Source organism: Streptomyces sp. NPDC001153 (assembly GCF_053598315.1).
The window spans coordinates 25,294-48,715 of sequence record NZ_JBSFJZ010000041.1 but is presented as its reverse complement, the minus strand read 5'-3'; the positions used below and the strand labels follow the sequence as shown (position 1 = coordinate 48,715).

Sequence of the window (23,422 nt, the reverse complement as noted above, 5' to 3'; positions counted from 1 at the left end):
CCCACCGGAGACCCTCGAACCGACTCTGAAGACGGTCAGCCGAGCCAGGACGACACCCGGCCTCGTGATCCTGCCCCGGTATCTGATGGTCGAACAGTCCTCCGCCCGGATCAGGCGCGCCGGCAGCCACCCGCGACCATGGACGGCACATCCCGCGATCCGAGCGGTACTGATCGTCCGACGGGCAGGTCCCACCGTCATGGCCGAGTGGAACCCCGAGTGAGCTCCGCTCCACCGGCCGGTGCGCGCCGTGGAACGGGATGCACGAGAACGGCAACCTGGGGTAATAGTCGAACTGTCGTCCTCGCAATTCCGTACGGCACCGGCGGCCCGGACGGGAAACCCGAGGTCTGGGATGTGATCATGATGGAAGACTCTCTGAACGGCACCCCGATGCGGCTCGAGGGGGACTTGGTTCCGCCACGGACACCGCTCCTGAACAAGATCAGCGAGTTGCAGACGGAAATCAGTCAGCTGCAGGAGGCCGTCGTCTCCCACACCGTGGTGGACCAAGCGATCGGTGTGGTCATCGCCCTCGGTGGCCTGCGTCCCGTGCAGGGCTTCCAAGTGCTACGAGAGGTCTCACAGCACACCAATACGAAACTGCGGCAGGTCTGCGAACTGATCGTGGACTGGGTACACGGCGAACAGCTGCCCGACGAGATCCGCACCTCCCTGGACAAGGCACTGGCCACCGCACGGTCCATCTGAACGCAGCACAGCTCTGCCGCCCGCGTTCTGAGCCGGACGGCAGGGCGGGCGGACGAGTTGAATGCCAGCTCACTTCCGAACCCGCACGCGACGCGACCTCCGCTCAACGTGTCCCCGCACCCATCTGACCAAAACGTCGCACGCCAGACTTTCCGGCGGTCGCTGATCACGCACGCTACGAAGCGCCGGGGCCAAACCGGAACGCCGCTCGGGACAACGTCGTAGCCGGTCCGTTCTCGTCTGCGTCATGCGCTGAGCGAGACGCCGTATGTACGCGGCCGGTGCCCGCCGAGGCCGCGTACCGGCACCGGGCGGCAGGCCGGCGCGGGCCGAACAGCCGCTCAGTACGCCTGGGACCTGTGCGCTGGAGATCCTCCAGGGCGCCCGGGATGACGGTGCGTCGGTGTCATGCCAGCCAGCTGCCCACCACGTCGGCGGTTTCGCGCAGGGCCGCGAGCTGGCTGCGGGTGAATCCGGCGATGGGCCGGGCGTGATGCGTCGAGATCACTCCCAGCAAGGCACCACGCTCGTCGAGCAGCGGGATGCTGTGACAAGCGCGGCTGCCGGCGTGCAGGATCACGTGCCGGGAACATCGGCGAGCCGCACATGGCCCATGGCGGTCTCGGTGATCTCCAGTACGCGGCGCAGCCCCGCGCCGAGGACCGCGCCCTGCGGAGCCGTCGGGCTTGTGCTGCCGGACAGGCGGAGCCCCGGAAGCCGGGGAGCGGCGGCCCGGGCGCGGTGGGGAAACCAGCCGCCGGTCCGCTCATCCGGCCCGGCGATGCGGTTGACCGCGTCCGCAAGACGCCTGGCCGGACGGACTCGGATGGCTGCTGACGTGAGTGTCGATCTCCTGGCCCACGGGTGGCCGCCTCGCCCTCCTCGCTGCTCGGCAGGCCCCCGTACATGATCCGGGCTCTTGCGGTGTCTCCTTGCCGGCGCGCGCACCTAGGTGTCACGGTCGCAGGATCATCGCGTACGGCCTGCACTGCCTGGCCTCAGGGCGAGACGCCGTCTCCCGGCCGTGGCAGTCGCAGGGCGAGCAGGGCGATGTCGTCGTGGGCCCCTGCCACGAGTCCGTTCATCAGCTCGTCGCTCAGCTCGTCGAGGTCCTGGCCGACCAGGGCGGCAGCGCGCTGCCGGAGCCGGGTCATGCCGTGATCCATGGATTCGCCGCGCCGTTCGATCAAGCCGTCCGTGTACAACAGCAGGGTGCTGCCCTCGGGCAGGGGCAGGCAGGCACTGGGCCGTTCGGCGTGCGGGTCGACGCCCAGCAGGAGGCCGTGTGCTTTCCAGAGGTAGGTGGTGCCGCCGTCCGCGGTGACCAGCAGGGGTGGCGGATGTCCGGCACTCGCCCATTCCAGCTGGTACGGCCCTCCTTCCTGGCCCTTGAGCAGTGCGTACACGCAGGTGGCGGTGCGGTGGCCGTAGAGGGCGTCGACTGCGACGTCCAGGCGGCGCAGGATCATGCCGGGCGGCTCCCGACGGTCGCAGGCGATGCCACGCAGCATGTTCCGGATCTGGCTCATGGTCACGGCGGCATGCAGATCGTGGCCGGTGACGTCGCCGATGATCAAAGTGGTGTCACCGCTTTCCGGCAGGACGAAGCTGTCGTACCAGTCACCGCCGATCTGCGCGGTGGCGAGCGCCGGGGAGTAGCGGGCGGTGATGCGCAGACCCGGTACGACGGGCAGGTCCGGCAGCAGGGAGCGCTGGAGGCGCTCGGCGACGGCCTGGGTCTCGGCGTAGAGCCTGGCGTTGTCGAGGGCCAGCGCGATGCGGTGGGTCAGGTCCTCGACCAGTTCCAGGTCAGCCTCGGCCCACGGCGGGTGTCCCTCGCCCCGGACCAGGGTCAGCGCACCCAGCACTCTCCCGCGTGCCCGCAAGGGTGCCACGATCACGGAGTCTCCCCCGAGTCGCGCGAACGGTTGCATGGTTGCCGTGTGCAGCGGATCGGACGCCTCCTGCGCGGTCGGCAGCCGCCCGGCCGACAACAGCAGCGGGCCGGCGCCGCGAAGCACCCGGGACAGCGGGCCTGTCGCCGTCTCCGGCACCGGCGGCAACGGTCCCGTCAGGCCGGTCAGGGCGGCATTGGGGTCACGGTGCGAGACACAGACCCGCTCGACGGCGCCGTCCTCGTCCATCAGGTCGGCCGCGGACCAGTCGGCCAGTCCCGGCACCAGCACGCGGCACACCCGCCTGAGCCCCTCGACCGCGTCCAGCGTGCTCGACAGCGCCGCCGCGCTCCGGGTGGCGAACGCCAGCTGGTCGAGCGCCGCTCGCAGCGCCGCGTCCGCGTCATCCTCGTCCATGGCGACCACCTACCCGCTTGGGGGCTCTACGGCCGCTTCCGCCCTGGGAAACCACTCCCCGGGCAGTCCACCGCGTCCGTATACGGCAGGGGCCCGGGCATGTCCTTACGGTCTCCCCGGGGCCGAGTCTCGTGCTTCCGGCGTGTTACCGAGCGTTCTGATCGGCCGGTCCGGCCGGCTCTCGCTCTACGATCGCAGCATGCGCGGACGTCGCACGGCCTGTCGGACACCCTCTGGACGCCTCCGGCCCCCGTCGTGGGTCAGGTCTCGGGCCTGACCGACATCCAGTCGGCACGGCCGCCCGCCCCGAGCACGTTGGCCTCGGCCCCGAGTTCGTCGGTCGATCCCTCCCGCAGTTCGCGTCGGGCGATGCGGCCGACCACGAACGGGAAGAGCGGCCGCAAGGGCTGGCACCAGCGTAGCCACGGGGGCGCGTAGATGCTCCGGGCACGGTGTGTGATGCCGGTGGCGAGCCAGTCGGCCACCTGTGCGGGACTGTGGACCCGCCGAGCGAAGGGCGGCTGGTGTCGGCGGAGGACTCTCAGCACCGGGTGCTCGTCCATTCCGGCGATCATGTCGGTGCCGGTCCAGTGCAGGTAGGCGATGCCGACGGCGACCCCCTCGGGGGCGACCTCACCGCGCAGCGCCAGGGCGAAGGACTCCGCGCCTGCCTTGGACGCGCAGTACGCGCTCATCATCGGAGCGGAGCCGAACGCGGCGGTCGAGGCGATCTGGAGGAAGTAACCTCCGGTCCGCGTGAGTTGGGGAAGGAAGGCCCTGGCGGTGTTCGCCGCCCCGACCAGGTTGACGTCGACGACGCGTCGCCACAGCTCGGCCTCGGTGCGGGTGAAGGGGCCGCCGACGGCGATGCCGGCGTTGGCCACGACGACGCCGGCCGGTCCGAGCCGCTCCTCGACCTGCCGCGCAGCCCTGTCGAGGGCGGCCTGATCGGTCACGTCCGCCTCGATGCAGACGGTCATGACGGCCAGTGACGCCGCCACCTGGGACAGCGTCTCCTCCTCACGACCGAGCAGAGCGATCCGCATGCCCTCCGCGGACAGGCGCCGCACCAGTGCCTCGCCGACGCCGCGCGCCGCCCCCGTGACCACAGCGACCCGGCCCCGCAGTGGGCCGTCGCGCATGGCGGGAGGCGGGCGGCTGCCGAGGACAGTACGCATGCGACCCTCATCTCTCCCGCTGCCGTGGTCGGCCGCCTCCCCGCGTGGTCGGCCGCCTCCCCGCGTACCCGTAACTCACAGCCGGTCACCGCGCACGAGGGCTGGATCGTCGGCGGCATCGAGGCTTGAGCCGCGACCGCCCATGTAGGACTTCCGGACGGGAGCAGCGTGCTCCCACGGTCGGCGACCTGCTGCTTGCCGAACGACGGTTCGCGGGGCCCGTGCCCGCGCCGCCGCTCATGCCGCGTCGCGCCAGGCGGCAATACCGGTCACCGTGACCGCGACGGTGACCGGCTCCGCGGCACCGTGGGTGGCGAGGTGGGTGATGAGGGCGTCTGTCACCCGGTCGTGGACGTTTCGGGCGATGTCCAGCGCCCGCCGATCCTCCGTCAGGACGCAGCGCACCTCGATGTGCCATCCCGAACCGTCCGGCGCCCGGTCGGCGCGTATGCCGGCCTCGGGTGGCGTGGTGTCCGCCCGGGTGGGCGCGGCGGCTGCCGCGAGGCGCCGGGCGAGGCGGGGTTGCAGGGCGGCCACGCCAGGAACCGCGAGGGCTGCCTCGGCCGCGACGCCGAGGAGCGCGGTGGTGCCGGTGGCGGTCATCATGCGCCACCGCCCGTCGGGAGGCGGGGACCAAAGGTCGGTCCCGGTTCCAGTACGTCGGCCACGGTGATGTCGACGGCTGTCACCGTGAGCCCCAGGTCCTGTCCGGCCGAGTGGAGGACCGATCGGCGTACCTGGTGGACCCGGTCGGGCAGCGGGCGGTCGAGGGCGGCGGCCAGGGTCATGGTCACCCGCACGTCGGTGCCGTTGCCCTCGGGTACGAGCCGGCAGGTCGCGGCCCTGGCACCGGGGACCGTGTCCGCGGCCCGCCTCAGCACCTTGGCCGCGGCGCTCTCGGCGATCCGCAGGTCCCGGTCGGGGTCGGCCAGGGGCAGCAGCCGCCCGAACCGGACCTCTGCCCTGACGATGTCCATGACCCGGTCGGCGAGTGCGTGCAGGCCCGGAGGGTCCTCGTCGCGCAGCGTCCGGGCGGCCGCGTTCACCGTGGCCAGTCCCTCGACCGCCTCTCGGCAGTATGGACAGGACACCGGGTGCGGGTCCGCGGCCGGTGGTGCGTCCCGTGCCTGTTCCCAGACCCGGCTGAGCAGGCGGCCGCAGGGCAGTACCTCATCGCCTGCGATCGGGGGCACGTCGGCGGCGGCCCAGCCGTTGCGGGGCCCGTCGGCTCCGGGCGGTTCGGGAGGCCGCGTGTGCGGGTCGTCTAGCGCCATGGGCCCATCGCCTCCTGCAGGGATCGGCGTGCCCTGAACAGTCTGCCGCGTACCGTCTGCTCGCCGGTACGCGTCACGTGCGCTATCTCCTTGTAGGGCAGGCCCTGCACCTCCCGCATGATCCAGCAGACCCGCTGTCCGGCGTCCAGCTCGGCGAGTGCGCGGGACAGGGCGGCCGTGGCCGCGTCCTGCTCGGCGGTCCGGGCGGGCTGGCTCCACGCGTCGCCCGCCGCGGGTTCGGCGACGGCGTCCAGGGGGAGGGGCGGCGGTCGGCGGCGGCACATGGTCTGGCAGCGGTTGACGGTGATCCGGTACATCCAGGTGCGGAACTCCGCCCTGTGGCGGTATTCCGGCAGGTGGCGCCAGGCGCTGACGAAGGCGTCCTGAACGGCCTCTTCGGCGTCCTGGGGGTTGCCCAGCATGCAGCGGGCCAGGGTCAGGAGGGACCGGCTGTGCCGCTGGACGAGAACGGCGAAGGAGTCCTCGTCTCCCTCGGCCGCCCGTACCGCCAGCAGGCGGTCGGGCAGGTCGCACCCCAGTCGTGGGGAAGCAGTGCGTTCGATCATGACGCTCCCACGCAGGCTCGGAACGAGCGTGTACCCCTGATACGAGTTGTGACGCACATCACATGCCAGACGCGTGAGGATTGTGCCGCCCGGTATGTCCAACGTTCGACGGGCGCCATTCCGGTGTCCGGCCGACCGATCGAGGCGACCGCCATGACGGACAACATCACCAGCGTCGGCGGGGGCAGCCGGCCCGAAGCGGGCGTGAGCGCGCTCAAGGGCCGCACCGGGGCCGGGGCTCCGGCCGAGACACGGGGCAGGACCACCATCGCGGACGGTGTGGTGGCCAAGATCGCGGGCATGGCCGCCCGCGAGGTACCGGGCATCCACAGCCTGGGCGCGGGCATGGCCCGCGCCTTCGGAGCCATGCGGGAACGCGTCCCCGGCGCAGGCGGAGGCGGAGCGGTCACCCGCGGCGTCAAGGTCGAGGTCGGGGAACGGCAGGCCGCGGTGGACCTGGACGTCGTCGTCGAGTACGGCGTCTCCATCGTCGACGTCGCGGGCGGCGTACGCGTCAATGTCATCAGCGCCGTGGAGCGGATGACGGGCCTGGAGGTCGTGGAGGTGAACATCGCCGTCGACGACGTCCACCTGCCCGACGACGAGGAGGAACAGACCGAACTGGACGAGGGCCGCGTGAGATGACCGCTGCCGGGAGCACCGCCGTGTCCTCGGGCCCGAGCGGATGATCACGGCGAGAGGGACGCTCGCGAGACGGGTGAGTGCGAGATGAACACAGCAACGACGGGACTCGCGGCCGGCATGGCCCTCGGCTTCGCCGGCTACTTCGGCGGCTTCTGGGCGTTTCTGCTGGTGCTGGTCCTGGGTGCGGCGGGGCTGATCGTCGGCCTCGTCGTACAGGGCGACCTGGACCTCCGGACACGGAGGCAGCGGTGAAGACCCGGCCCGGTTCCCCCGGTGAGGGGTCGGGCCCGCCGGCGCCGGCCGCCGGGCTGCCGCCCCCGGCCGAGCGGGGCGCCACCGTCATCCCGGACAGGGTGGTCGCCCGTATCGCCGCGCAGGCCGCGCGCGCGGCGCAGGCGCGGCGCGCCGCGGTACCGCCCGATCGGGGCGGACCTGCGGCACCCCAAGCCTCCGCCGCCGTCCGTACCGGATCGGTGCGCCTGCATCTGACCATGGACCTGCCCTACCCCACGGACATCCCGCGTGTCTGCGAGCGGATCCAGCGGGACGTCGCCGAACGGGTCGCCCAGCTGACCGGGCTGCGAGTGGGAGAGGTCCTCCTCACCGTCCGGCGGCTGGTGACCGCCACCGACCCGAGCCGGGGGCGGGTCCGGTGAGCGGCCGGGCGGCCCGGGTCACCGGGCACGCCGTGCAGGAAGGGCGATCGTGATGACATCCGGTCCACATCCCCCGGGCCGCGGCTCCGCGTCGTCCGGGCACCGTGCCGCAGTGCCGCTGACGAAGGAGCCCGATCCTCCCGAACGCGACGTGTCCCCCTCGGACCTCACAGCCGGTGAGCACGAAGGAGGGCACCGAACCCGTCGCAAGTGGTCGGCGCGCAGCGTCACGGCGGCGCTGGTCGCCGCGGTGATCCTCGTGGCCGCGGTCGCGACGCTCGTCGACGTCGTCGCCGTACGGGCGGGACGTCCGGCCACGGCCTGGCGACGGCACCTGGCCGACGAACTGGCGACCCGCCCGGTGGACGACGTATGGATGCTGACGGGGGCCGCCGTGGCCGCCGCCGTCGGCGTCTGGCTGATCGTCCTGGCCCTCACCCCCGGTCAGCGACGCTGGCTGCCCCTGCGCTCACCCGCCGGCTGCCCGCGACTGCGGGCCTTCGTGGACCGCAACAGCGCCGCCGTCCTGCTGCGCGACGCCGCCATGCGGGTCCCCGGAGTCGGCGCGGCGCACGTCCTGGTGGGCCGCCACCGCATCAAAGCCCGCGCGGACGTCCGCTTCCGAGACCCCCGACAGGTGAAGGACGACCTCACCGCCGTCCTCGACGAGGAGCGCGACCGGCTTGCCCTCGCCCGTCCTCCCCGCATCGCCGTACGGACGCGGCGACGCACCCGCTGACACAAGACCCGCAGCACCGGAGCCCGCCATGACGCCGCGATCGGCTCTCAACCGCAGTCTGCTGGCCCTCGCCGGACTGGTCCTCCTCGGCGGCGGACTGCTCATCCTCTTCGCCGGGCTCGACCTCTACCGGCGGCACGATCTGGCCCCACCCGCCGGCTGGCCCCTGACCACCCCGGCCGACGTCCTGCTCGGCCCCGCCGACCGGGCACGCTGGAGCAGCCAGGGCTGGTGGTGGTGGCCCGCGGTCATCGCCGCCCTCGTCCTCACCGCCCTGCTCGCCCTGTGGTGGCTGCTCGCCCAGCTGAGCCGACACCGCCCCGGCTCACTGCCCGTCGGCGGCACACCCCCGCAGGAAGGCGTCGAACTGCGCGACCACGCACTCAGCGAAGCGATCGCGAACGAAGCCGGTGCCCTGCCAGGGGTAGGCCATGCGGCCGTAGTCATCACCGGCCGACCGGGCCGCCACCGCACCCGCATCAAGCTCACCCTCACCCCCGAGGGCACGCCCGGCGCCACTCTCGGTGCCCTGTGCGAAGGCCCGATCGGCACCGCGCGTCGGTCCACCGGCCTCACCGACATGCCAACCGAGGTCCGCCTACAGGTCAGCCGCCACGGACCACACCGCGTGGAGTGAGGAGGAGATCGGCCGTTCCCGCCGACGCCCTTGCGGCCCATAGCAGTTCGCGGGCGCGCCGGCACCACTCCCCGAAGGAGAGATCATGATCATCCTGGGCGTCATTCTGCTCGTCGTCGGCTTCCTCACCGGCCTGTCCATCCTGTGGACCATCGGGATCATCCTGCTGGTCGTGGGAGCCATCCTGTGGATCCTCGGCGCGATGGGACACGCCGTCGCCGGTCGACGCCACTACTGGTAGGCGGGGTCGGTTGCCCTGCAGGGCAGTGATCCATGCTGCGGGCAGGCCGGCAGACGGCGCGGACCCCACCAAGATGTTCGCGGCGGCGGACGACGACGGCGAAGAGGTCGATCCGGCTGAGGCCGCCGCCGGTGCTGACCAGCCGCCGCGGCTCGGCCGGGGCGCGCCCGGTGGCCGTTGTGCCGGTCCTCGCCGCACGAGCGCACGGCCGACTCGATGGGGAGTCGGTGGATCGACCCCCACGATCCGGGCGGGAGTTCCCCACCGCGTCGACCGGTGAGTCTCCGTCGGGAGTTCGTATGCACAGCACCTTCGTGAAGATCCGCCAGAACGTCCCCCCCGGGCCACGGCGATGACGGGCGGTGAGGGGCAAGGACCCGCGGAAGGCTCCACCCGGTCGGAGCGCTTCGGGGAGGAGTTTCTGGGAATCCTGCTGGACCAGGGGCACGAGCTGCCGCCGCACCAGCTCGGTCCGCTCGTCGCACGGCAGATCGGCAGGCTCGACGGCCGCGAGACCTCGCTCTTCCTGCAGGACTACGGCCAGGTGTGGCTCGTCCCCCTGCCGGGCGACGGGCTGGCAGCCGGGGAACCGCAGCCGATCGACGGCTCCGATGCCGGTCGTGCCTTCCAGGAGGCGCGTCCCGTCGAGGTGCCGCAGGCCGGCGGTGTACGGGTCTATATGCCCCTGCTGGACGGTGGCGACCAGGTGGGCGTCCTGGCCGTCACCCTGGACCGCGTCCACGACGACGAGCGACGGCTGCTGCGCAGGCTCGCCTCGCTCGTGGCCGACATGCTGGTGACCAAGCACGGTTACACCGATCTGTTCTTCCGGCTGCGCCGCAGAGAACCGATGAGTGTGGCGGCGGAGATCCAGTGGTCGCTGCTGCCACCGCTGGCGATGTCCACGCCCCGGGTCGAGCTGGCCGGGATGCTGGAACCCGCCTACGACGTGGCCGGCGACAGCTTCGACTACGCCCTCAACGGCGATGTCCTGCATGTGGCCATGGTCGACGCGATGGGCCACGGACTGGACGCCGCCACGATGGCCACGGTGGTCATCGGAGCCTACCGGCATGCCCGGCGCATCAGCGTCGGCCTGTCGGAGATCTATACGTTCATGGACCGGGCCGTCGCCGATCAGTTCGGCCCCGACCACTTCGTGACCGCTCAGATGATGCGGCTCAACACGGCAACGGGCAGGCTTCAGTGGGTCAACGCCGGACATCCCGCTCCTCTGTTGATCCGTGGACACCGTGTCGTACGACGGCTGCAGGGCCCGACGACGCTGCCCGTCGGCTTCGGCGGTCACGAGCCCCGGATCAGTGAAGTGGCTCTCATCCCCGGCGACCGGATCCTGTGCTTCACCGACGGACTGATAGAGGAGCGCGATGTCGGCGGTGAGGAATTCAGTGAGGAGCAGCTCATCGGGTGGGTGAACCGCCTTGAGCCCACGGCCCAACAGATCCGGACGGTGGCGCGCTCCCTCTCCCACACGCTGCAACGGGCGCGGGGCGGGATCACGACGGACGATGCGACGCTCCTGCTGATCGAATGGCGCGGGAGCGCCACCGACGACCTCGCCCTCCCGGAGTGAGCCGGCCTCCCACCCCCAGGGAAAGGCCGACGGCACGCAGCCTTTCCCCCACCGCCGATCTCTCACACTCCTGCTGCCGCGGTGGGCACGTGACGGGTGACCGGTCCGTCAGGAGTGCGTGAGGCGGAGTGGGGGGCGTCGTGTCCGCCTTCGGAGTCCCAGACCGCCTCCCGGAGCGAGTCCGAGTCGGCCGCTGCCTCTGCCGCGGCCCGGAAACGTTCGGCCTCATGGATCAGGCCGGTCGCCGTGAGGCTCCGCGACGGGTCGGTGGCCGTGGCCATGAGCCGGGCTGCGGTGGCCGGGGCTGTCTCCGGTGGGATCACCAGCAGGTCCCAGCGGCCGAAGGTGTGGGACAGCAGCAACAGCTTGTGCGGGTCCTGCCCGGCGTTGGACCAGCCGACGCGCACCATGTGGCCGTGCGCGGGCACTTCACCCGGGATGACCGGCCACAACGTGCGGCTCACCGCTATCCGGGTGATCCGCCCCCACAGCGGGTCGAGACATTCGACGAGCGCCGGGAGCTCCTCCGTCAGGTTGCGCGAACGGGGCCACCAGGCACCGTCGATCAGGGCCGGAGGGGCGCCGGCCCGCGCCAGCGTGAGTCGGAGCGGTGACGAAGAAGGGGCCCGGTCTCCGACTGCGGGTGTGAACGGAATGGTCGCGGTCATGACGCGGACCCAACCCCGGGCCGGTCACGGCCGACCCGGTTGCCATGAATCGCCGAGAACGACCCGGCGTGGAAGCCGGTGTACGAGATGCTCTCGGTAATCACCAGGATACTCCTCGCCCGCGCCCGGCGGACCGATGCGGAGCGAGGGGTTGAACGGAACACGAGGAAAACCTCCCGCGCAATACAGCCAAGGAGTGCCGGCCAGGGCATGCGAGCCGTCGGGCGTGAGACCGGTCCGGTAGCCGGCGTACGACGTGCCCCGGCGCCCTCAGCCCACTTCCCGCCGGTATCGACAGCCGCTTCACCGAATGCGGCGGCGTCTCCACAACCGCCCCGGCGTGTGCGGAGTACCGTGGACAGCACCGAGGGCATTTCGCACACCGGCTTCCACGCCGGGTCGTTCTCGGCGAGAGACGAAACCCGGGGCGCCGCCAAGGCGGCCCGGAGACGGGTCCGCATCATGTCGGCGACCTTGCACCAACTCCTGCCAGACCACGAGCCCGTCGCAGCCCCGGCCGCGCGTCTCGCGCTGAAGACCGACGGCCCGTCGCGCGGCCTCCTGGACGGTGCCTGGTGGCCCCGCTCCCGGGACCTGCTGAGCGAGCTGCCCGCACTGACCGATGTGCTGGACCCTCTGTGGGGCCGCATCACCCGCATCGCCGTCAACCCGAAGTACTGGCCGGTCATCCCGCACGAGATCCCCGTGGGCGGTCATGTCGTCAAGGTCGGATGGTTCACCCCGGAGATCGACCCGCACAAGCTGCTGCTGCTCTCCTACGGCACCGGCCGCTGGGACCTGCTGGTCATCCCACCCGAGACCGAGACGAAGTCGGCGGCCCGCCTGATGGCGGCCGCGTCCGACTACGACGGCCCACCGCTGACCGCAAGCGCTCTCATGGCCGCGGACGAGACCCGGCACGCCATCTCCGCCGCCGACCGGCCACTCGAACCCGACGAGGCAGGGAAGCACGAGGAGGACGGCCCCGCCTCAGCGGCCGTTCCGGCAGGGACGGATCGCGCCAGTCGCCTGGTCATCGGCATGTGAGACGGCCGCCACGACCGGTGCCTTCACGGGTTTCGGACCTGCCTCACGAGCCGGCGCAGGCACATGCAGGGGTCTCGACCGGCGAGTCTCCGCCCCACGTGGTCCTCGTCCCGAGGAGCAGTACATGCAAGCCCTGATCGTTCTCATCGTCGTGATCGGTCTTCTGGCCGTCCTGGCCCTCGCCCTGTCCGTGAAGGTCGTCAAGCAGTACGAGAAGGGAGTGCTGTTCCGCTTCGGCCGACTCGTCGGAACACGCTCCCCGGGACTGCGGTTCATCATCCCGTTCGTCGACGCCCTGCACCGGGTGTCGCTGCGGGTCGTCACCATGCCGATCCAGTCCCAGGGCATCATCACCCGGGACAACGTGAGCGTGGACGTGTCGGCGGTCGCCTACTTCCGGGTCGTCGACGCCGTGAAGTCGGTCGTCGCCGTGGAGAACGTCAACGCGGCGATCAACCAGATCGCCCAGACCACCCTGCGGAAGGTCGTCGGCCGGCACACGCTCGACGAGACGCTGTCGGAGACGGACCGTATCAACCTGGACATCCGCCAGATCCTGGACGTCACCACCGTCGACTGGGGTGTGCAGGTCACCCTGGTCGAGCTCAAGGACATCCAGCTGCCCGACACCATGAAGCGCGCCATGGCCCGCCAGGCCGAGGCCGAGCGGGAGAAGCGAGCGAAGATCATCAACGCGGAGGGCGAGTCCCTGGCCGCAGCCGCGCTCGGCGACGCCTCGGACACCATGATGGCCCACCCCCTGGCGCTTCAACTGCGCAATCTCCAGAGCCTGGTGGAGATCGGTGTCGACCAGAACACCACCGTCGTCTTCCCGGCCCCCCTCATGAGCACGATCGGCGAGCTCGGCTCCTTCCTCGCCCGGGAAACCGCTGCCGCCGCACCCGCCGCGGCAGCGCCACCGGCCGGCACCGGCCGCACCGACACGTCCCTCAGCCCGGCAGGCAGCGCGCCCGGCACCGCGGCGTGAAGCCGACCACGGCCCGAGCGATCCGTGGCGCCAGGGAGGATTCGTGACCGTCGCCTGTCGCGCGCGTCCTCCGGGCACCGGCTGATGATGGGGGTACGGCCGAACACGCGGAGCTGATCATGACGGGTTGGCGGGTCAGGGACTACACCCAGGACGATCTCGAAGCGGTGATCCGTGTCGACATGCAGAGCGGCACGACCGAGGAGCCGCCGCTCTTCCCACTCTCGGACGCCGTGACGGCCCTCCAGACCCGCCACCCGGCCGTGGTGGCCACGGCCGACGACGTGCTGATCGGCGCCGCGGTGAGCAGGGTGGAGGGCGAACGGGCATGGATCCTGCGCATCTGCATGGCGCCCGGCTGGCGGCAGCGCGGGCTGGGGAGTGCCCTGATCACCGCCCTTGAGCAACGGCTCTTCGCCGCCGGCGTCCGCGCGGTGCACGCCGCCCTGCCCGAGGGCGAGACCGGTGCCACCGCCCTGCGCAACTGCGACTTCGGCGCCCGCCCCGGGCTGGTCTTCTTCGAGAAACGCGGACCGGTGACCCCGCAGTCGGCCGGCACGTTGTCCTCGCTCGGAGCGGAGCTGCCGCCAGGGGGGCTCTGGCAGAAGGTCGCGGGCATGCAACGGGAGAAGCGGCTCATCGAGCGGCGCCTGGTCCTGCCCCTGGCCCATCCCGAACTGGCCGCCCAGCACGGAGTGGAACTGCCACGGGCGGTGATGCTGTTCGGCCCGCCCGGGACCGGCAAGAGCACGTTCGCGCACGCGATCGCCAGCCGCCTGGGATGGCCCTTCCTCGAACTGTTCCCCGCCCGTCTGGCCGCCGAGTACGGCCTGGCGACCGGGCTGAACCGGCGCTTCGACGAGATCGCCCGGCTCGACCACGTCCTTGTCTTCATCGACGAGGTCGAGGAGGTCGCCGGCGAACGCGGCGGCGCGGACGCCACTGCTGTCGGCGTCGTCAACGAACTGCTCAAGGCGATCGTCCGGTTCCGAAGCCAGGACGGACGGCTGCTCGTCTGCGCCACGAACAACGTGACCACGCTCGACTCCGCGTTCCTGCGGCACGGCCGCTTCGACTACGTGCTGCCGATCGGCCCTCCCGACCACACCGCCAGGACCGCGCTGTGGGAGAGCTACCTTGCCCGAGCGGGCGCGCGGGCCGACAGCGCGGTACTCGCGTCCGCCAGCGAGGGGTTCACCCCCGCCGACATCGCCCACGCGGCGCGCACCGTCTCCCAGGCCCAGTTCGAGCGCACCTTCGACACGGGAACCCGGACCACCCCCACCACCGACGACTACCTGGACACGATCCGCGACACCAAGCCCACGGTCAGCGCTGCCATGGCCCAGGACTTCGCCCAGCAGACGGAGGAGTTCGCCCGCATCTAGCGTCCAGGCCGATGGGGAGTCGATCTGCGACGGACGTGTCAGGCCGGCGCAGGTGGCGTGTCGCTGCCCGTATCGATGAGGATCTGCCTGGCCTCGGTGACGTTGTCGGCCCGTACGGCCCTGGCCATCGCGGCGCGTGCCGCATCGGGCGACGTGTCCGGAGGGACCAGCAACAGAGAGAAAAGGTCCCCTTCGCCTCGGGTGATGAGGACGGTGTCGTCACCGACCGGGAAGGAGTCGATGTGCACGACCCGGTCGTCGACCATCACCCGGGTCGGCAGTTCGTCCCAGGCGCTGCCGTCCAGACCGACCCGGGTGACAGGTCCGAGGTGCTCGGTCAACGCGGAGATCAGCGAGGGCAGCTCCGCACCGATGTCCCGGGACCGCGGCCACCATGCGCCGTCCAGGATTCCCTCGCGTGCGTGTGTCGTCTCCAGCCGCAGCAGGGCCGTCCCGGGGTGCACCGACCGGTGGACGGCGTCCGGCAGGAGCCTGGAAAGGTCGGGGGTGTCTGAGTCGGCCATGGTGTCCGCCCGTCCGCAGAGAGCAGTGCGACCGCAGGGCGTGCTGCCACGATACGACCCTGCTACCTCACGGTACTCCGCACGACGCTCCCGCGAGCGCTTCGCCGCAGGGCGCGGTTACGGAAACAGGCAACGGCTCCGGCGTATACCCGCCGGAGCCGCCCTTCCGGGTCATTGCACGTGAGCGTGCGCCGACCCGCCTTCCAGGTTACGTCAAAGGGATTGATCCGGCATAAGCAATCCTTGCGAGGGTTCACTTCGGTCCGAGAAGCCGACGCGGCGGCTCAGCCACGCCCTTCCTCTTCCGTCTCCATCTGCCGGATCCCCTGGTGCGTCAGCGTGATCATCGCGGGCGTGTTGCCCCTCCCCCAGTCCACGACGACCCAGCCTTCACCTGCCAGGTACATACAGGCAGCGGCCATGTCCTGCTCAGGGATACCCAGGTCCGTGCGGAGCTTCGCCCCATCGACACCCAGGAGGCGATTGCCCTCGGCGGCCTGGTACAGAGCCTGCATGATCCTCTCGCGGTACGTCTTCCGGTCCCGCAACATCGCCATGACGCGCCTTCCTCTACTGCCCACGGTCGGGCCGAAGCCGATGTCATCCGCGGTCGCCGTCGCGGTGGGGCGCGTCGGAACGGTCGCGTCCACCGACCGACGGTGTCTCCGGGGCCGACGCCCGATCCCCGGCAGAACATCGCTGTAGTGGAAGGCAGCGATCCGTTCGGCGTGCTGGCCGTTGAGCCGGTGGATCAGAACGACTCCGACGGCGATCAGAAGGAGCAGCGCGGCCGCGGCGATGACCGTCATGGTTCTCTCATCTCCGTCGAACGGCGGGCGAAGGGCCTGCCGATCCGATATGCCGGGGCAGGCACGACGGCCCGACCGGCTCCGCCGTCGGTCTCCCACGCTTCTTCCCTGATCCGGGCGTCGATCCTGTCTGCTGCTTCCTCCAGTGCCGGGGCCTCGATGCCGTCGCCCGCCATGAGCTGCGCGGCTGCCTCCGCACCGGTTTCCGGCGGAATCACCAGGACGTCCCGGCGGCCATTGGCGGAGAAGAAGGTCAGTCTGTGCGGATCCTGCTCCTCGGTGGACCAGCCCACGTGCACTGTACGCCCGGCGATGGACACCCGACACGGGATGACGGGCCAGTGGGCCGGGTTCACCGCGATACCCGTGATGCGACCCCAGAGATCGCCCAGGGCGGCTGTCAAGGGTGGCAGCTCACGGGTCAGGGCACGGGAGCGAGGCCACCACGTGCCGTCCAGCCCGCCCGGCGCGGGTGTCAGGGACAGGCGAGCCGGCAGCGACGGCGCGCGCTTGCCCCATGTCGTACGGTCGATGGTCACGGACATGGTGCGAACCTGCCCCCGGGCTCGTGAGCGGCCCGGCGTTGTCGATCACCGGAAACGGCACCCGCAGCGGAGCCGGTACGCGAAGAACTCCCGGTGCTTTCACACTACTCCGCTCACCGGCCCGAGAAGCCTGGGGTGACCAGGTATTTCCTGCCTTCGGCCTGGTCACCCGCGCCCGGCACTGGGCCGGTCAGAGCCAGTCCTTGCGCTTGAACGTCAGATACAGCACTGCGGACAGGACCACGATGACGGCTGCCGATGTGATGAATCCGGACTGCCGGCCGAAACCGGGGTAGGGAAGATTCTGGCCGTAGTAGCCGGTGATCGCGGTGGGTACGGCGATGATCGCGGCCCAGCTCGTCACCTTCTTCATGATCAGGTTCATGCTGTTGGCCTGGACCGAGAGGTTCGTCTCCATGACCGAGGCCACCAGGTCCCGCAGTGATTCCGTCCACTCGGTGGCACGCAGCACGTGGTCGTAGACGTCCTGGTAGTACGGGGCGAGAGGGTCGTTGATCAGGTGCAGGCCGGGGCGCATGAGGGTGTTGACCACCTCACGCATCGGGAGCACGACGCGGCGCAGCTGGACGAGCGACTTACGCAGTGCGAAAACCCGGCGCTGCACGGCTTCGATCTCACGGCGCCCGGCCGCGAAGAGCAGACCCCCCAGCTCCTCGACGCTGTCGTCCAACTGCTGGACCGCGGCGAAGTGTCCGTCCACGAGATGGTCGAGCAGACCGTGCAGCAGGAATCCGACGCCGTGGCCGGCCAGGTCCGGGCTCTCGTCCCAGCGGGCGACAACGTCCTCGATGTCGAGGCCGTCGTCCTTGCGGACGGTGATCATGGCCTGGCTGGTGAGGAATACGGCGATCTCGCTGTACGTCAGTTGCGCACCGTCCGGGCTGACGGTCACGGCGTAGGCGCTGAGGAACTCGTGGGTGCGATAGCGGTCGAGTTTCGGCCGCTGTCCATGGTGAGCGGCATCCTCCAGAGCCAGTTCGTGGATGCCGAACTCCTGACCGAGCATGGTGAGTTCAGCGGCTCCGGGCCGGTGCAGGTCCAGCCACAGGACCGACGCCGGATCAGCGAGATGCGCAGAGACGTCACTGGCGGGAAAGCCCTCCAGGACCAGAGTGCCGTCGTGATACAGCCGGGTACGCGTCACCATGGCCCGAGGCTAGTGTCTTATACCCCTGTCATGCCGCTTCGCCCCGATTGCCAGCGCGGCAGGTTCATCGACAGCAGCCACCCTCCGTGGGGGCCTTACGTCAAAGCCCGCGACATCCGGAGCTCCGACCGACGAGCATCGGGTGCCGGTCCGAAGGCAGGGATGTGGGTACCCGGCCGCCGCATCGCATCCGGCGTACACCGCACGACCGGATGCGGCCCGTCAGCCGGGAAGGACACTCCGAGACCATGACCACGCATACCCCGCGCCGTCGCCCGCCTCCCCCCGCAGGTGGCAGTGATTTCGCCCGCCTGTCGAAGAAGATCGCCGAGGCCGGCCTGATGAACCGGCGCCCCGGCTACTACACCGTCCGGTCCATCGTCGTGGCCGTCGCCTACGCCGGGGGCTGGAGCGCGTTCGTCGTCATCGGCGCGGGGTGGTGGACCCTGGCGCTCGCCGCGTTCCTCGCCGTGATGTTCGGGCAGGTGGCTCTGCTCGCCCACGACGTCACGCACCGCCAGGTCTTCCGCCGGCGCCGGCCCAGCGAAACGGCCGGCCGCATCGCCGGGGCCGCGATCGGGATGGGCTACGGATGGTGGCAGGACAAACACACCCGCCACCACGCCAACCCCAACCACGAGGACCTCGACCCCGACATCGCCCCGGACCTGCTGGTGTGGTCCCAGGACCAGGCCCGCGCCGCGACCGGACTGCCGAGGATCATCGGCCGTCGGCAGGCGTTCCTCTTCTTTCCCCTGCTCCTGCTCGAAGGGGTCAACCTTCATGTCTCCAGCGCGCGAGCACTGGGCAATCGCGCCCTGAAGAACCGCGCCCTGGACGGCACGCTGCTCTACGGGCACACCGCCGCCTACCTGACCGCAGTGTTCATCGTCCTCCCGCCCGGCATGGCGATCGCGTTCCTGGCCGTCCACCAGTGCCTGTTCGGCCTGTACCTCGGTTGTCTGTTCGCCCCCAACCACAAGGGCATGCCGATCCTGACCGGCAAGGACCGCCCCGACTTCCTGCGCCGCCAGGTCCTCACCGCACGCAACGTACGCGGCAGTTGGTTCACCGACCTCGCCCTGGGCGGCCTGAACCACCAGATCGAACACCACCTGTTCCCCAGCATGCCCAGCCCGCACCTGCGCAGGGCCCGGCCCATCGTCCGCCGCTACTGCCAGGACTTGGGAGTCGACTATCGGGAAACCGGACTGATCGCCTCCTACCGGCAAGCACTCGCCAGCCTCCACCGAGCAGGAGCGCCACTGCGGCGAGCCCGTATCAGCAGCGCCCGAGCATGACGCACCGGCGCCGGCGGTAGATGATCTCGCCGCCCTGTCTGAACCAGGAGGCAATCCCGTCGAACCGCTTGCATGAGTCCGCAGCTGTAACGCATCCAGACGCCCTTGCCGTACTCCAGCGCCTTGTCCCGGTGCCCGGCTGAAGTGATCCGGTGAGACCCAGCGGCTGGAACAGCCCCGTCGGCTTCCCGGCGCGGCTGCGTCGTCTTACGGCTCCCCTCCCAGATGGGCGCAATCGCAAATCCAGCGTCCCGCGAGCATCGCAGGAGCGCGCACTGTGTGCGGAGCCGAACGCGGTCATGCGCGCAAGCACAGTCGAGATCACGGCGAAGCCCCGCCGGAGCGCTCCGGCGGGGCTTCGTCTCAGGGCTCCGAGCAGAAGCCCCGTCGGGGGATGGTTCCCGGATGGGCTTCACTGCTTCGCCCTCTCTCACACCGCTGTCACGAACTGAGCGGACACCCGCGAACCATAGGGACCTGACCTGCAATCTTGTGCGCGCCCCGGAGCGGCTGGACACCCATGGACGATCGTTACGACCTGTGCCATGTGGTACCCAGTGAGGGACCCAAGATCAGGACGGGAGCCTCTTCTGGCCCGTCAAAGCGGTATTGCAGGGTGTTCGACGGTGTCTCACTCACGCGTCAGACCCTCTCATCTGTCACGAGATGTCACATCGCCGGGGTGAACCTAGCGGACCTTAGCCCTCTCGCGTCGGCATGTCCGGACACTGCCGGAACCCTTGAGCGTCTAGGTATGTGGTTCTCCGGCGTGTACTCATGACCGCGTCGACAGCGGACCCTCCGGGCGCGTTCCTGGTAGGAGACTTGGCCGTAGCCGGATGGGCCCTCCCGGTCACGGCTTTCGGTCCACAACCGGCAGCCGCATTCCGAGTCCGCCGGCCATACGGCTCGGCAAGTCGCTCGGCTGGTGGAACGCGTGGCTCACGCTTGCCCCTCCGCCGCACCCCCGTGCAGGCCGTCCCATGTGGTGGCGGCTCCGCGGAGGTCCTCTACATCCGGCTTGACCTACCACCTCTTGGTCGTCTTTACGTTCGTATGCCCGGCCCATCGCGCGAGGATGTGGTCCGGCACGCCGTTGTTGGCTAGGAAGGTGAAGCACGACGAGCGGGCGTCGTAGAGCCTGACGCGACGGAGGCCGAGAAGCTCCATAAGCCGGTACGCACGCCGACGAAGTTGCTTGAGCGTGAAAGCTTCTCCGGTCTCGTGCACCAGCACATATCCGGACACCACGTACCCCTCTCCCAGAGCGAGTTTCTCCTCGGCCTGGAGAGCCCTGAACGTCTTGAGGGCGGCTAGCACCGGAGTCGGCAGCGGCAAATCCCGCTCGCCCGCAAGAGACTTGGTGTCCTTCTCCACCACGTAGCGGTTGCCCATCATCGTGCGCGTGTTGGCAATGACGATCGTTGCGTTTTCCAAGTCAACATCTTCCCAGCGAAGGCCGCAGACTTCAGCTGGGCGGAGCCCCATCAGAGAAAGCAGAAGCGCGGCGTAGAGGCGTTCTCCCCTGATGCCATGGATGAACTTCTGAACCTCCTGGACGTTCCAGGGCTGCACCTCCTCCTTATTCTTCCGCTCCTCTTTGCGTGCCCTGCGGGGGATGGTGACGTGTTCAGCGACATTGACGTATACCAACCGCCGCGTAACAGCTCTCCCCAGAGCTTCCTTCAGTCGAGCGAGGCTCATATCCACACTCGTGACACCGAGTGGCGTACCTGCCCTCTTGCCACGCACACGACCATGCGCCAGCGCCCAGTCCCTCCATTCCTCCACATGCTCTTCAGTAAGATCCTGCAGGAGGATCTTGCCAAGTCTCCCCCGAACTCGATCCAGGGTAAGAGGCTGTCTCACGTGGCAAGTTTCGCGAGCTTCTTGTAGCAGGCCAGGGCGGCGGCCATGGCCCGGCCTCGGCTCTGCCAGTCGTTGCGAACCACGTACGGGATCTTGAGGCCACGAGCAGCCCATGGCAGGCTCATGCCGCATGATCGATGAATTCGCGAAGGACAACCTGCACGGGAGACTGCGGCGGGACCGCAAGGCGCTGCTCTGGAAACTCGACGGCTTGTCCGAATACGACGCCCGCCGGCCTTTGACCGCGACCGGGACCAACCTCCTCGGCCTGGTCAAACACGTGGCCACCGTCGAGGCCAAGTACTTCGGCGAGGTTTTCGACCGCCATTCCCCGGAACCGCTGCCCCGGTGGCAGGACTCCAACGGCAGCGATCTGTGGGCGACCGAGGACGAGACCCGCGATCAGATCATCGGGTTCTACCGGCGCACATGGGAACACTCGGACGCGACGATCAACGAGCTTCCCCTCGACGCCCCCGGCCACGTGCCGTGGTGGCCGGAGCCTTATGCCGACACGAACCTGTTCGCCATCATGGTCCATGTCCTCGGCGAGTCCAACCGGCATGCCGGGCACGCCGACATCCTGCGCGAGGGCCTCGACGGCCGGACCGGGATGCGCCCCGAACACGAGAAGCAGATCGACCAGGAAGCCCGTGCAGCCTACTGCGCGAAGATCGAGCAGGCCGCCAGGTCGGCCGCACCAATCAAGGCGTAGAGGTTGTCTCACGTGACTTGATGTTCGTGCGGCACGATGCCAGTCGTGGGTGCTGATCTCTCGAAGCGTCTGGTTCCTGATGAACTCTGGGAACTGGCCGCCCCGTTGCTACCGTCGTTCGCTGCTCGTCCGCAAGGTGGTGGGACCGCTCCGTGTGACGAGCGGGCCGTGTTCACCGCAGTGGTGTACGCGCTGACCAGCGGCTGTGCCTGGCGGCATCTGCCGCCGACGTTCGGCACGTCGCCCGCCACCGCGCATCGCCGCTTCACGGTATGGACCGCGGCCGGCCTGTGGCGTCGGCTGCACCGGGCGGTGCTGGACGAACTCGGGGCCCGCGGCGAGGTGGACTGGACCTCGGCGATCGTCGACGCGGCCTCCGTTCGCGCCAAAAGGGGGGATCGCTCACCGGCCCGAACCCGGTCGATCGCGGCAAGAAGGGCAGCAAGCTGCACGTGCTGTCCGATGCCCAGGGCATCCCGCTCGCCGTCGCCGTGTCCGGCGCGAACATGCACGACAGCCTCGCCCTCAAGCCGCTCATCCGCGGCATACCCGCCGTCCGGTCCCGCCGGGGACCACGGCGGCGCCGACCCGTCAAACTCCGCGCGGACAAGGCGTACTTCTCCGCCGAACACCTGGCCTGGCTGCGCGAGCGCGGGCTCGTCGCGCGCATCGCGCGGCCCGGCATCGAGTCCGGCGAACGCCTCGGTCGGCACCGCTGGAAGATCGAACGGTCGATCGCCTGGCTCTTCGGCTACCGCCGCCTCACCGTCCGATATGAACGAAAGGGCTCGCACTTCCTCGCCTTCCTCGGCCTGGCCGCCGCCCTGACCTGCTACAAGAAGCTCGCGAAACTTGCCACGTGAGACACCCTCTAATCGTGTAGTTGTAGATGGTGGTCTCTTCGAGGTCATCGGCTTTCATGGCCAGCCATCGATCAAGCCACTCGTTCACAGTGATCTCGTTGGGCGGCACGAACGAGCCCTCGTTCCGCCGGTTAGTTATGTTCGCGTACTCAGCCTTCGCTTCCTTCAACGAATCGAAGGTGCGCCTCAACTGCTTACGCTTCCCGGTTTCAGGGTCGACCCCGACGTCGACAACAAACCGGTATCTGACCTTCCCCTTGGAGTTGGGAGGAAGTTTCTTGATGGGATCGGACAGAATTCTCACTCTCCCCGAATGCGCGGGAACATCTACACTGGGCCGCCTCCGCCAATAAGGGTCTAGGCGAATGGGCTACACCGTCCGCTACGGCTCCACCGCCAAGCACAGCCGAAGACGAACAGCACCAATGGTCCGGACGATCCCCGGTTTCGGTAACCGGGGATCGTCTGCTATGTATCGTCCTGTACTCCGGCGGCGGGATCCTGCCCTGGCCAGGAAGCCAGTCGGCAGGACCTGTGCGTAGGGTTGGCGCCGTCAGTGACGAGCGTTAGGAGTCCGTCGGCGGTAAGGCCGTCGAGGTTACGGGCGACGCGCTCGGAGGCACCGACGGCTCGGGCTATCTGACGGGTCGCCGCTCCTGGGTTGCCCCGCGACGTGCGCGAGGACCTCGCGGTCCCGGTGATAGCCGCGCTGCAGCAGATCTTCGCCGCACAGGCCGTCCGTGCAGATGCAGAGGCACAGTGCCGTGGACAGCGACGCATAGTCCTCCGTCTTTTGGCCGTCCACGCATTCATGGCGCCGAGCGCCAAGAGGGCAGGGGCAGTGAAGCGGGCAGATCGCAGAGCAAGTTTCGACAGAAGGGCCTCCTTGGGACAGAGCTCGGCCGCGAGGCCGAGGGGCGCGGGCTGCCGAAGCGGCCAGCCGTAAGCCGACTGCCCCAGAACCCCTCATCCCTTCGCTGACCT

28 protein-coding genes are annotated in these 23,422 nt (G+C 69.7%); 14 read left to right on the top strand and 14 right to left on the bottom strand.

Annotation, left to right across the window (positions count from 1 at the left end):
- The first annotated feature begins 363 nt into the window (after positions 1–363).
- The gene (locus ACWDEN_RS36085) at positions 364–711 is read left to right on the top strand and encodes an ANTAR domain-containing protein (RefSeq protein WP_330337002.1); all 348 of its coding nucleotides are present in this window, start codon (positions 364–366) and stop codon (positions 709–711) included.
- Positions 712–1,117: 406 nt separating this feature from the next.
- Here ACWDEN_RS36085 and ACWDEN_RS36080 read toward each other — a convergent pair whose 3' ends face one another.
- The 6 genes from ACWDEN_RS36080 to ACWDEN_RS36055 form a co-directional block, all read right to left on the bottom strand.
- Positions 1,118–1,465, bottom strand: coding sequence for a GAF domain-containing protein (locus ACWDEN_RS36080; protein WP_351555781.1), 348 nt, complete (start codon positions 1,463–1,465; stop codon positions 1,118–1,120).
- 244 nt (positions 1,466–1,709) lie between these two features.
- Positions 1,710–3,023 (bottom strand): PP2C family protein-serine/threonine phosphatase, encoded by a 1,314-nt coding sequence (locus ACWDEN_RS36075; protein WP_351813025.1) that lies wholly within the window; start codon positions 3,021–3,023, stop codon positions 1,710–1,712.
- Between the two features lie 260 nt (positions 3,024–3,283).
- On the bottom strand, positions 3,284–4,201 hold the full coding sequence (locus ACWDEN_RS36070; RefSeq protein ID WP_351813022.1) for an SDR family oxidoreductase: 918 nt from the start codon (positions 4,199–4,201) through the stop codon (positions 3,284–3,286).
- A gap of 237 nt (positions 4,202–4,438) precedes the next feature.
- A complete protein-coding gene (locus ACWDEN_RS36065; RefSeq protein WP_450862134.1) occupies positions 4,439–4,807 on the bottom strand; it encodes a hypothetical protein in 369 nt (122 codons plus the stop codon).
- A complete protein-coding gene (locus ACWDEN_RS36060; protein ID WP_351604817.1) occupies positions 4,804–5,475 on the bottom strand; it encodes an Asp23/Gls24 family envelope stress response protein in 672 nt (223 codons plus the stop codon). The genes ACWDEN_RS36065 and ACWDEN_RS36060 overlap by 4 nt, the downstream gene beginning before the upstream one ends.
- Positions 5,466–6,041 carry an RNA polymerase sigma factor gene (locus ACWDEN_RS36055; RefSeq protein WP_450862132.1) on the bottom strand — a complete coding sequence of 192 codons (576 nt, stop codon included), beginning with the start codon at positions 6,039–6,041 and terminating at the stop codon, positions 5,466–5,468. The genes ACWDEN_RS36060 and ACWDEN_RS36055 overlap by 10 nt, the downstream gene beginning before the upstream one ends.
- 153 nt (positions 6,042–6,194) lie before the next feature.
- Between ACWDEN_RS36055 and ACWDEN_RS36050 the strand changes: the two genes are divergently transcribed.
- From ACWDEN_RS36050 to ACWDEN_RS36020, 7 genes are all read left to right on the top strand, one after another.
- Positions 6,195–6,686, top strand: coding sequence for an Asp23/Gls24 family envelope stress response protein (locus ACWDEN_RS36050; RefSeq protein ID WP_450862130.1), 492 nt, complete (start codon positions 6,195–6,197; stop codon positions 6,684–6,686).
- An 84-nt stretch (positions 6,687–6,770) separates the two neighbouring features.
- A complete protein-coding gene (locus ACWDEN_RS36045) occupies positions 6,771–6,938 on the top strand; it encodes a hypothetical protein (RefSeq protein WP_030645371.1) in 168 nt (55 codons plus the stop codon).
- Entirely contained in the window at positions 6,935–7,342 is a 408-nt protein-coding gene (locus tag ACWDEN_RS36040; protein WP_351604822.1) for an Asp23/Gls24 family envelope stress response protein, read from the top strand. The genes ACWDEN_RS36045 and ACWDEN_RS36040 overlap by 4 nt, the downstream gene beginning before the upstream one ends.
- Before the next feature lie 112 nt (positions 7,343–7,454).
- Entirely contained in the window at positions 7,455–8,081 is a 627-nt protein-coding gene (locus tag ACWDEN_RS36035; RefSeq protein ID WP_234357808.1) for a DUF6286 domain-containing protein, read from the top strand.
- A gap of 28 nt (positions 8,082–8,109) precedes the next feature.
- A complete protein-coding gene (locus tag ACWDEN_RS36030) occupies positions 8,110–8,718 on the top strand; it encodes an alkaline shock response membrane anchor protein AmaP (RefSeq protein ID WP_351604825.1) in 609 nt (202 codons plus the stop codon).
- Between the two features lie 85 nt (positions 8,719–8,803).
- Entirely contained in the window at positions 8,804–8,959 is a 156-nt protein-coding gene (locus ACWDEN_RS36025; protein WP_099054839.1) for a DUF6131 family protein, read from the top strand.
- A 352-nt stretch (positions 8,960–9,311) separates the two neighbouring features.
- Complete coding sequence (locus ACWDEN_RS36020; RefSeq protein ID WP_055707164.1) at positions 9,312–10,553, top strand: PP2C family protein-serine/threonine phosphatase; 1,242 nt, start codon at positions 9,312–9,314, stop codon at positions 10,551–10,553.
- A gap of 62 nt (positions 10,554–10,615) precedes the next feature.
- Here ACWDEN_RS36020 and ACWDEN_RS36015 read toward each other — a convergent pair whose 3' ends face one another.
- Complete coding sequence (locus ACWDEN_RS36015) at positions 10,616–11,221, bottom strand: DUF5994 family protein (RefSeq protein WP_351604828.1); 606 nt, start codon at positions 11,219–11,221, stop codon at positions 10,616–10,618.
- 354 nt (positions 11,222–11,575) lie between these two features.
- Between ACWDEN_RS36015 and ACWDEN_RS36010 the strand changes: the two genes are divergently transcribed.
- The 3 genes from ACWDEN_RS36010 (at position 11,576) to ACWDEN_RS36000 (ending at position 14,644) form a co-directional block, all read left to right on the top strand.
- Positions 11,576–12,268, top strand: coding sequence for a DUF5994 family protein (locus ACWDEN_RS36010; protein ID WP_351604831.1), 693 nt, complete (start codon positions 11,576–11,578; stop codon positions 12,266–12,268).
- A gap of 124 nt (positions 12,269–12,392) precedes the next feature.
- Entirely contained in the window at positions 12,393–13,256 is an 864-nt protein-coding gene (locus tag ACWDEN_RS36005; RefSeq protein ID WP_069777874.1) for a slipin family protein, read from the top strand.
- A 119-nt stretch (positions 13,257–13,375) separates the two neighbouring features.
- Positions 13,376–14,644 (top strand): ATP-binding protein, encoded by a 1,269-nt coding sequence (locus ACWDEN_RS36000; RefSeq protein WP_450862126.1) that lies wholly within the window; start codon positions 13,376–13,378, stop codon positions 14,642–14,644.
- Between the two features lie 38 nt (positions 14,645–14,682).
- On the opposite strand, the gene ACWDEN_RS35995 is transcribed toward ACWDEN_RS36000, so the two are convergent.
- The 4 genes from ACWDEN_RS35995 to ACWDEN_RS35980 all read right to left on the bottom strand — a co-directional run bounded on the left by ACWDEN_RS35995 (position 14,683) and on the right by ACWDEN_RS35980 (position 17,690).
- On the bottom strand, positions 14,683–15,168 hold the full coding sequence (locus ACWDEN_RS35995) for a DUF5994 family protein (protein ID WP_450862125.1): 486 nt from the start codon (positions 15,166–15,168) through the stop codon (positions 14,683–14,685).
- Positions 15,169–15,452: 284 nt separating this feature from the next.
- On the bottom strand, positions 15,453–15,725 hold the full coding sequence (locus ACWDEN_RS35990; RefSeq protein WP_450862178.1) for a hypothetical protein: 273 nt from the start codon (positions 15,723–15,725) through the stop codon (positions 15,453–15,455).
- A gap of 248 nt (positions 15,726–15,973) precedes the next feature.
- Positions 15,974–16,522 (bottom strand): DUF5994 family protein, encoded by a 549-nt coding sequence (locus ACWDEN_RS35985; RefSeq protein ID WP_063785065.1) that lies wholly within the window; start codon positions 16,520–16,522, stop codon positions 15,974–15,976.
- 190 nt (positions 16,523–16,712) lie between these two features.
- A complete protein-coding gene (locus tag ACWDEN_RS35980; RefSeq protein ID WP_450862122.1) occupies positions 16,713–17,690 on the bottom strand; it encodes a magnesium transporter CorA family protein in 978 nt (325 codons plus the stop codon).
- Positions 17,691–17,938: 248 nt separating this feature from the next.
- Here ACWDEN_RS35980 and ACWDEN_RS35975 point away from each other — a divergent pair, with 248 nt between their 5' ends.
- Complete coding sequence (locus ACWDEN_RS35975) at positions 17,939–18,991, top strand: fatty acid desaturase family protein (RefSeq protein ID WP_351214724.1); 1,053 nt, start codon at positions 17,939–17,941, stop codon at positions 18,989–18,991.
- A gap of 1,026 nt (positions 18,992–20,017) precedes the next feature.
- On the opposite strand, the gene ACWDEN_RS35970 is transcribed toward ACWDEN_RS35975, so the two are convergent.
- Both ACWDEN_RS35970 and ACWDEN_RS35965 read right to left on the bottom strand, forming a co-directional pair.
- Positions 20,018–20,860: a site-specific integrase gene (locus ACWDEN_RS35970; protein WP_351604845.1), complete on the bottom strand. Its 843-nt coding sequence runs from the start codon at positions 20,858–20,860 to the stop codon at positions 20,018–20,020.
- A complete protein-coding gene (locus tag ACWDEN_RS35965; protein WP_351604847.1) occupies positions 20,857–20,985 on the bottom strand; it encodes a hypothetical protein in 129 nt (42 codons plus the stop codon). Before ACWDEN_RS35965 ends, ACWDEN_RS35970 begins: the two co-directional genes overlap by 4 nt.
- Positions 20,986–20,990: 5 nt before the next feature.
- Between ACWDEN_RS35965 and ACWDEN_RS35960 the strand changes: the two genes are divergently transcribed.
- Positions 20,991–21,575: a DinB family protein gene (locus tag ACWDEN_RS35960; RefSeq protein WP_351604850.1), complete on the top strand. Its 585-nt coding sequence runs from the start codon at positions 20,991–20,993 to the stop codon at positions 21,573–21,575.
- Positions 21,576–21,620: 45 nt separating this feature from the next.
- A protein-coding gene (locus tag ACWDEN_RS35955) for an IS5 family transposase (protein ID WP_450862119.1) occupies positions 21,621–22,438 on the top strand; the annotation gives its coding sequence in 2 pieces (ribosomal slippage) (positions 21,621–21,963 and positions 21,963–22,438; 819 coding nt in all).
- On the opposite strand, the gene ACWDEN_RS35950 is transcribed toward ACWDEN_RS35955, so the two are convergent.
- Positions 22,338–22,742 (bottom strand): Arm DNA-binding domain-containing protein, encoded by a 405-nt coding sequence (locus ACWDEN_RS35950; protein WP_351604854.1) that lies wholly within the window; start codon positions 22,740–22,742, stop codon positions 22,338–22,340. The two genes, ACWDEN_RS35955 and ACWDEN_RS35950, sit on opposite strands and share 101 nt — an antisense overlap.
- Positions 22,743–23,422: the final 680 nt, after the last annotated feature.

Coding starts and splice junctions, on each gene's coding strand:
- ACWDEN_RS36085 (WP_330337002.1), top strand. CDS start 364: ATGATGGAAGACTCTCTGAACGGCACCCCGATGCGGCTCGAGGGGGAC.
- ACWDEN_RS36075 (WP_351813025.1), bottom strand. CDS start 3,023: ATGGACGAGGATGACGCGGACGCGGCGCTGCGAGCGGCGCTCGACCAG.
- ACWDEN_RS36070 (WP_351813022.1), bottom strand. CDS start 4,201: ATGCGTACTGTCCTCGGCAGCCGCCCGCCTCCCGCCATGCGCGACGGC.
- ACWDEN_RS36065 (WP_450862134.1), bottom strand. CDS start 4,807: ATGATGACCGCCACCGGCACCACCGCGCTCCTCGGCGTCGCGGCCGAG.
- ACWDEN_RS36060 (WP_351604817.1), bottom strand. CDS start 5,475: ATGGCGCTAGACGACCCGCACACGCGGCCTCCCGAACCGCCCGGAGCC.
- ACWDEN_RS36055 (WP_450862132.1), bottom strand. CDS start 6,041: ATGATCGAACGCACTGCTTCCCCACGACTGGGGTGCGACCTGCCCGAC.
- ACWDEN_RS36050 (WP_450862130.1), top strand. CDS start 6,195: ATGACGGACAACATCACCAGCGTCGGCGGGGGCAGCCGGCCCGAAGCG.
- ACWDEN_RS36045 (WP_030645371.1), top strand. CDS start 6,771: ATGAACACAGCAACGACGGGACTCGCGGCCGGCATGGCCCTCGGCTTC.
- ACWDEN_RS36030 (WP_351604825.1), top strand. CDS start 8,110: ATGACGCCGCGATCGGCTCTCAACCGCAGTCTGCTGGCCCTCGCCGGA.
- ACWDEN_RS36025 (WP_099054839.1), top strand. CDS start 8,804: ATGATCATCCTGGGCGTCATTCTGCTCGTCGTCGGCTTCCTCACCGGC.
- ACWDEN_RS36020 (WP_055707164.1), top strand. CDS start 9,312: ATGACGGGCGGTGAGGGGCAAGGACCCGCGGAAGGCTCCACCCGGTCG.
- ACWDEN_RS36015 (WP_351604828.1), bottom strand. CDS start 11,221: ATGACCGCGACCATTCCGTTCACACCCGCAGTCGGAGACCGGGCCCCT.
- ACWDEN_RS36005 (WP_069777874.1), top strand. CDS start 12,393: ATGCAAGCCCTGATCGTTCTCATCGTCGTGATCGGTCTTCTGGCCGTC.
- ACWDEN_RS36000 (WP_450862126.1), top strand. CDS start 13,376: ATGACGGGTTGGCGGGTCAGGGACTACACCCAGGACGATCTCGAAGCG.
- ACWDEN_RS35995 (WP_450862125.1), bottom strand. CDS start 15,168: ATGGCCGACTCAGACACCCCCGACCTTTCCAGGCTCCTGCCGGACGCC.
- ACWDEN_RS35990 (WP_450862178.1), bottom strand. CDS start 15,725: ATGGCGATGTTGCGGGACCGGAAGACGTACCGCGAGAGGATCATGCAG.
- ACWDEN_RS35985 (WP_063785065.1), bottom strand. CDS start 16,522: ATGTCCGTGACCATCGACCGTACGACATGGGGCAAGCGCGCGCCGTCG.
- ACWDEN_RS35980 (WP_450862122.1), bottom strand. CDS start 17,690: ATGGTGACGCGTACCCGGCTGTATCACGACGGCACTCTGGTCCTGGAG.
- ACWDEN_RS35975 (WP_351214724.1), top strand. CDS start 17,939: ATGACCACGCATACCCCGCGCCGTCGCCCGCCTCCCCCCGCAGGTGGC.
- ACWDEN_RS35965 (WP_351604847.1), bottom strand. CDS start 20,985: ATGAGCCTGCCATGGGCTGCTCGTGGCCTCAAGATCCCGTACGTGGTT.
- ACWDEN_RS35960 (WP_351604850.1), top strand. CDS start 20,991: ATGATCGATGAATTCGCGAAGGACAACCTGCACGGGAGACTGCGGCGG.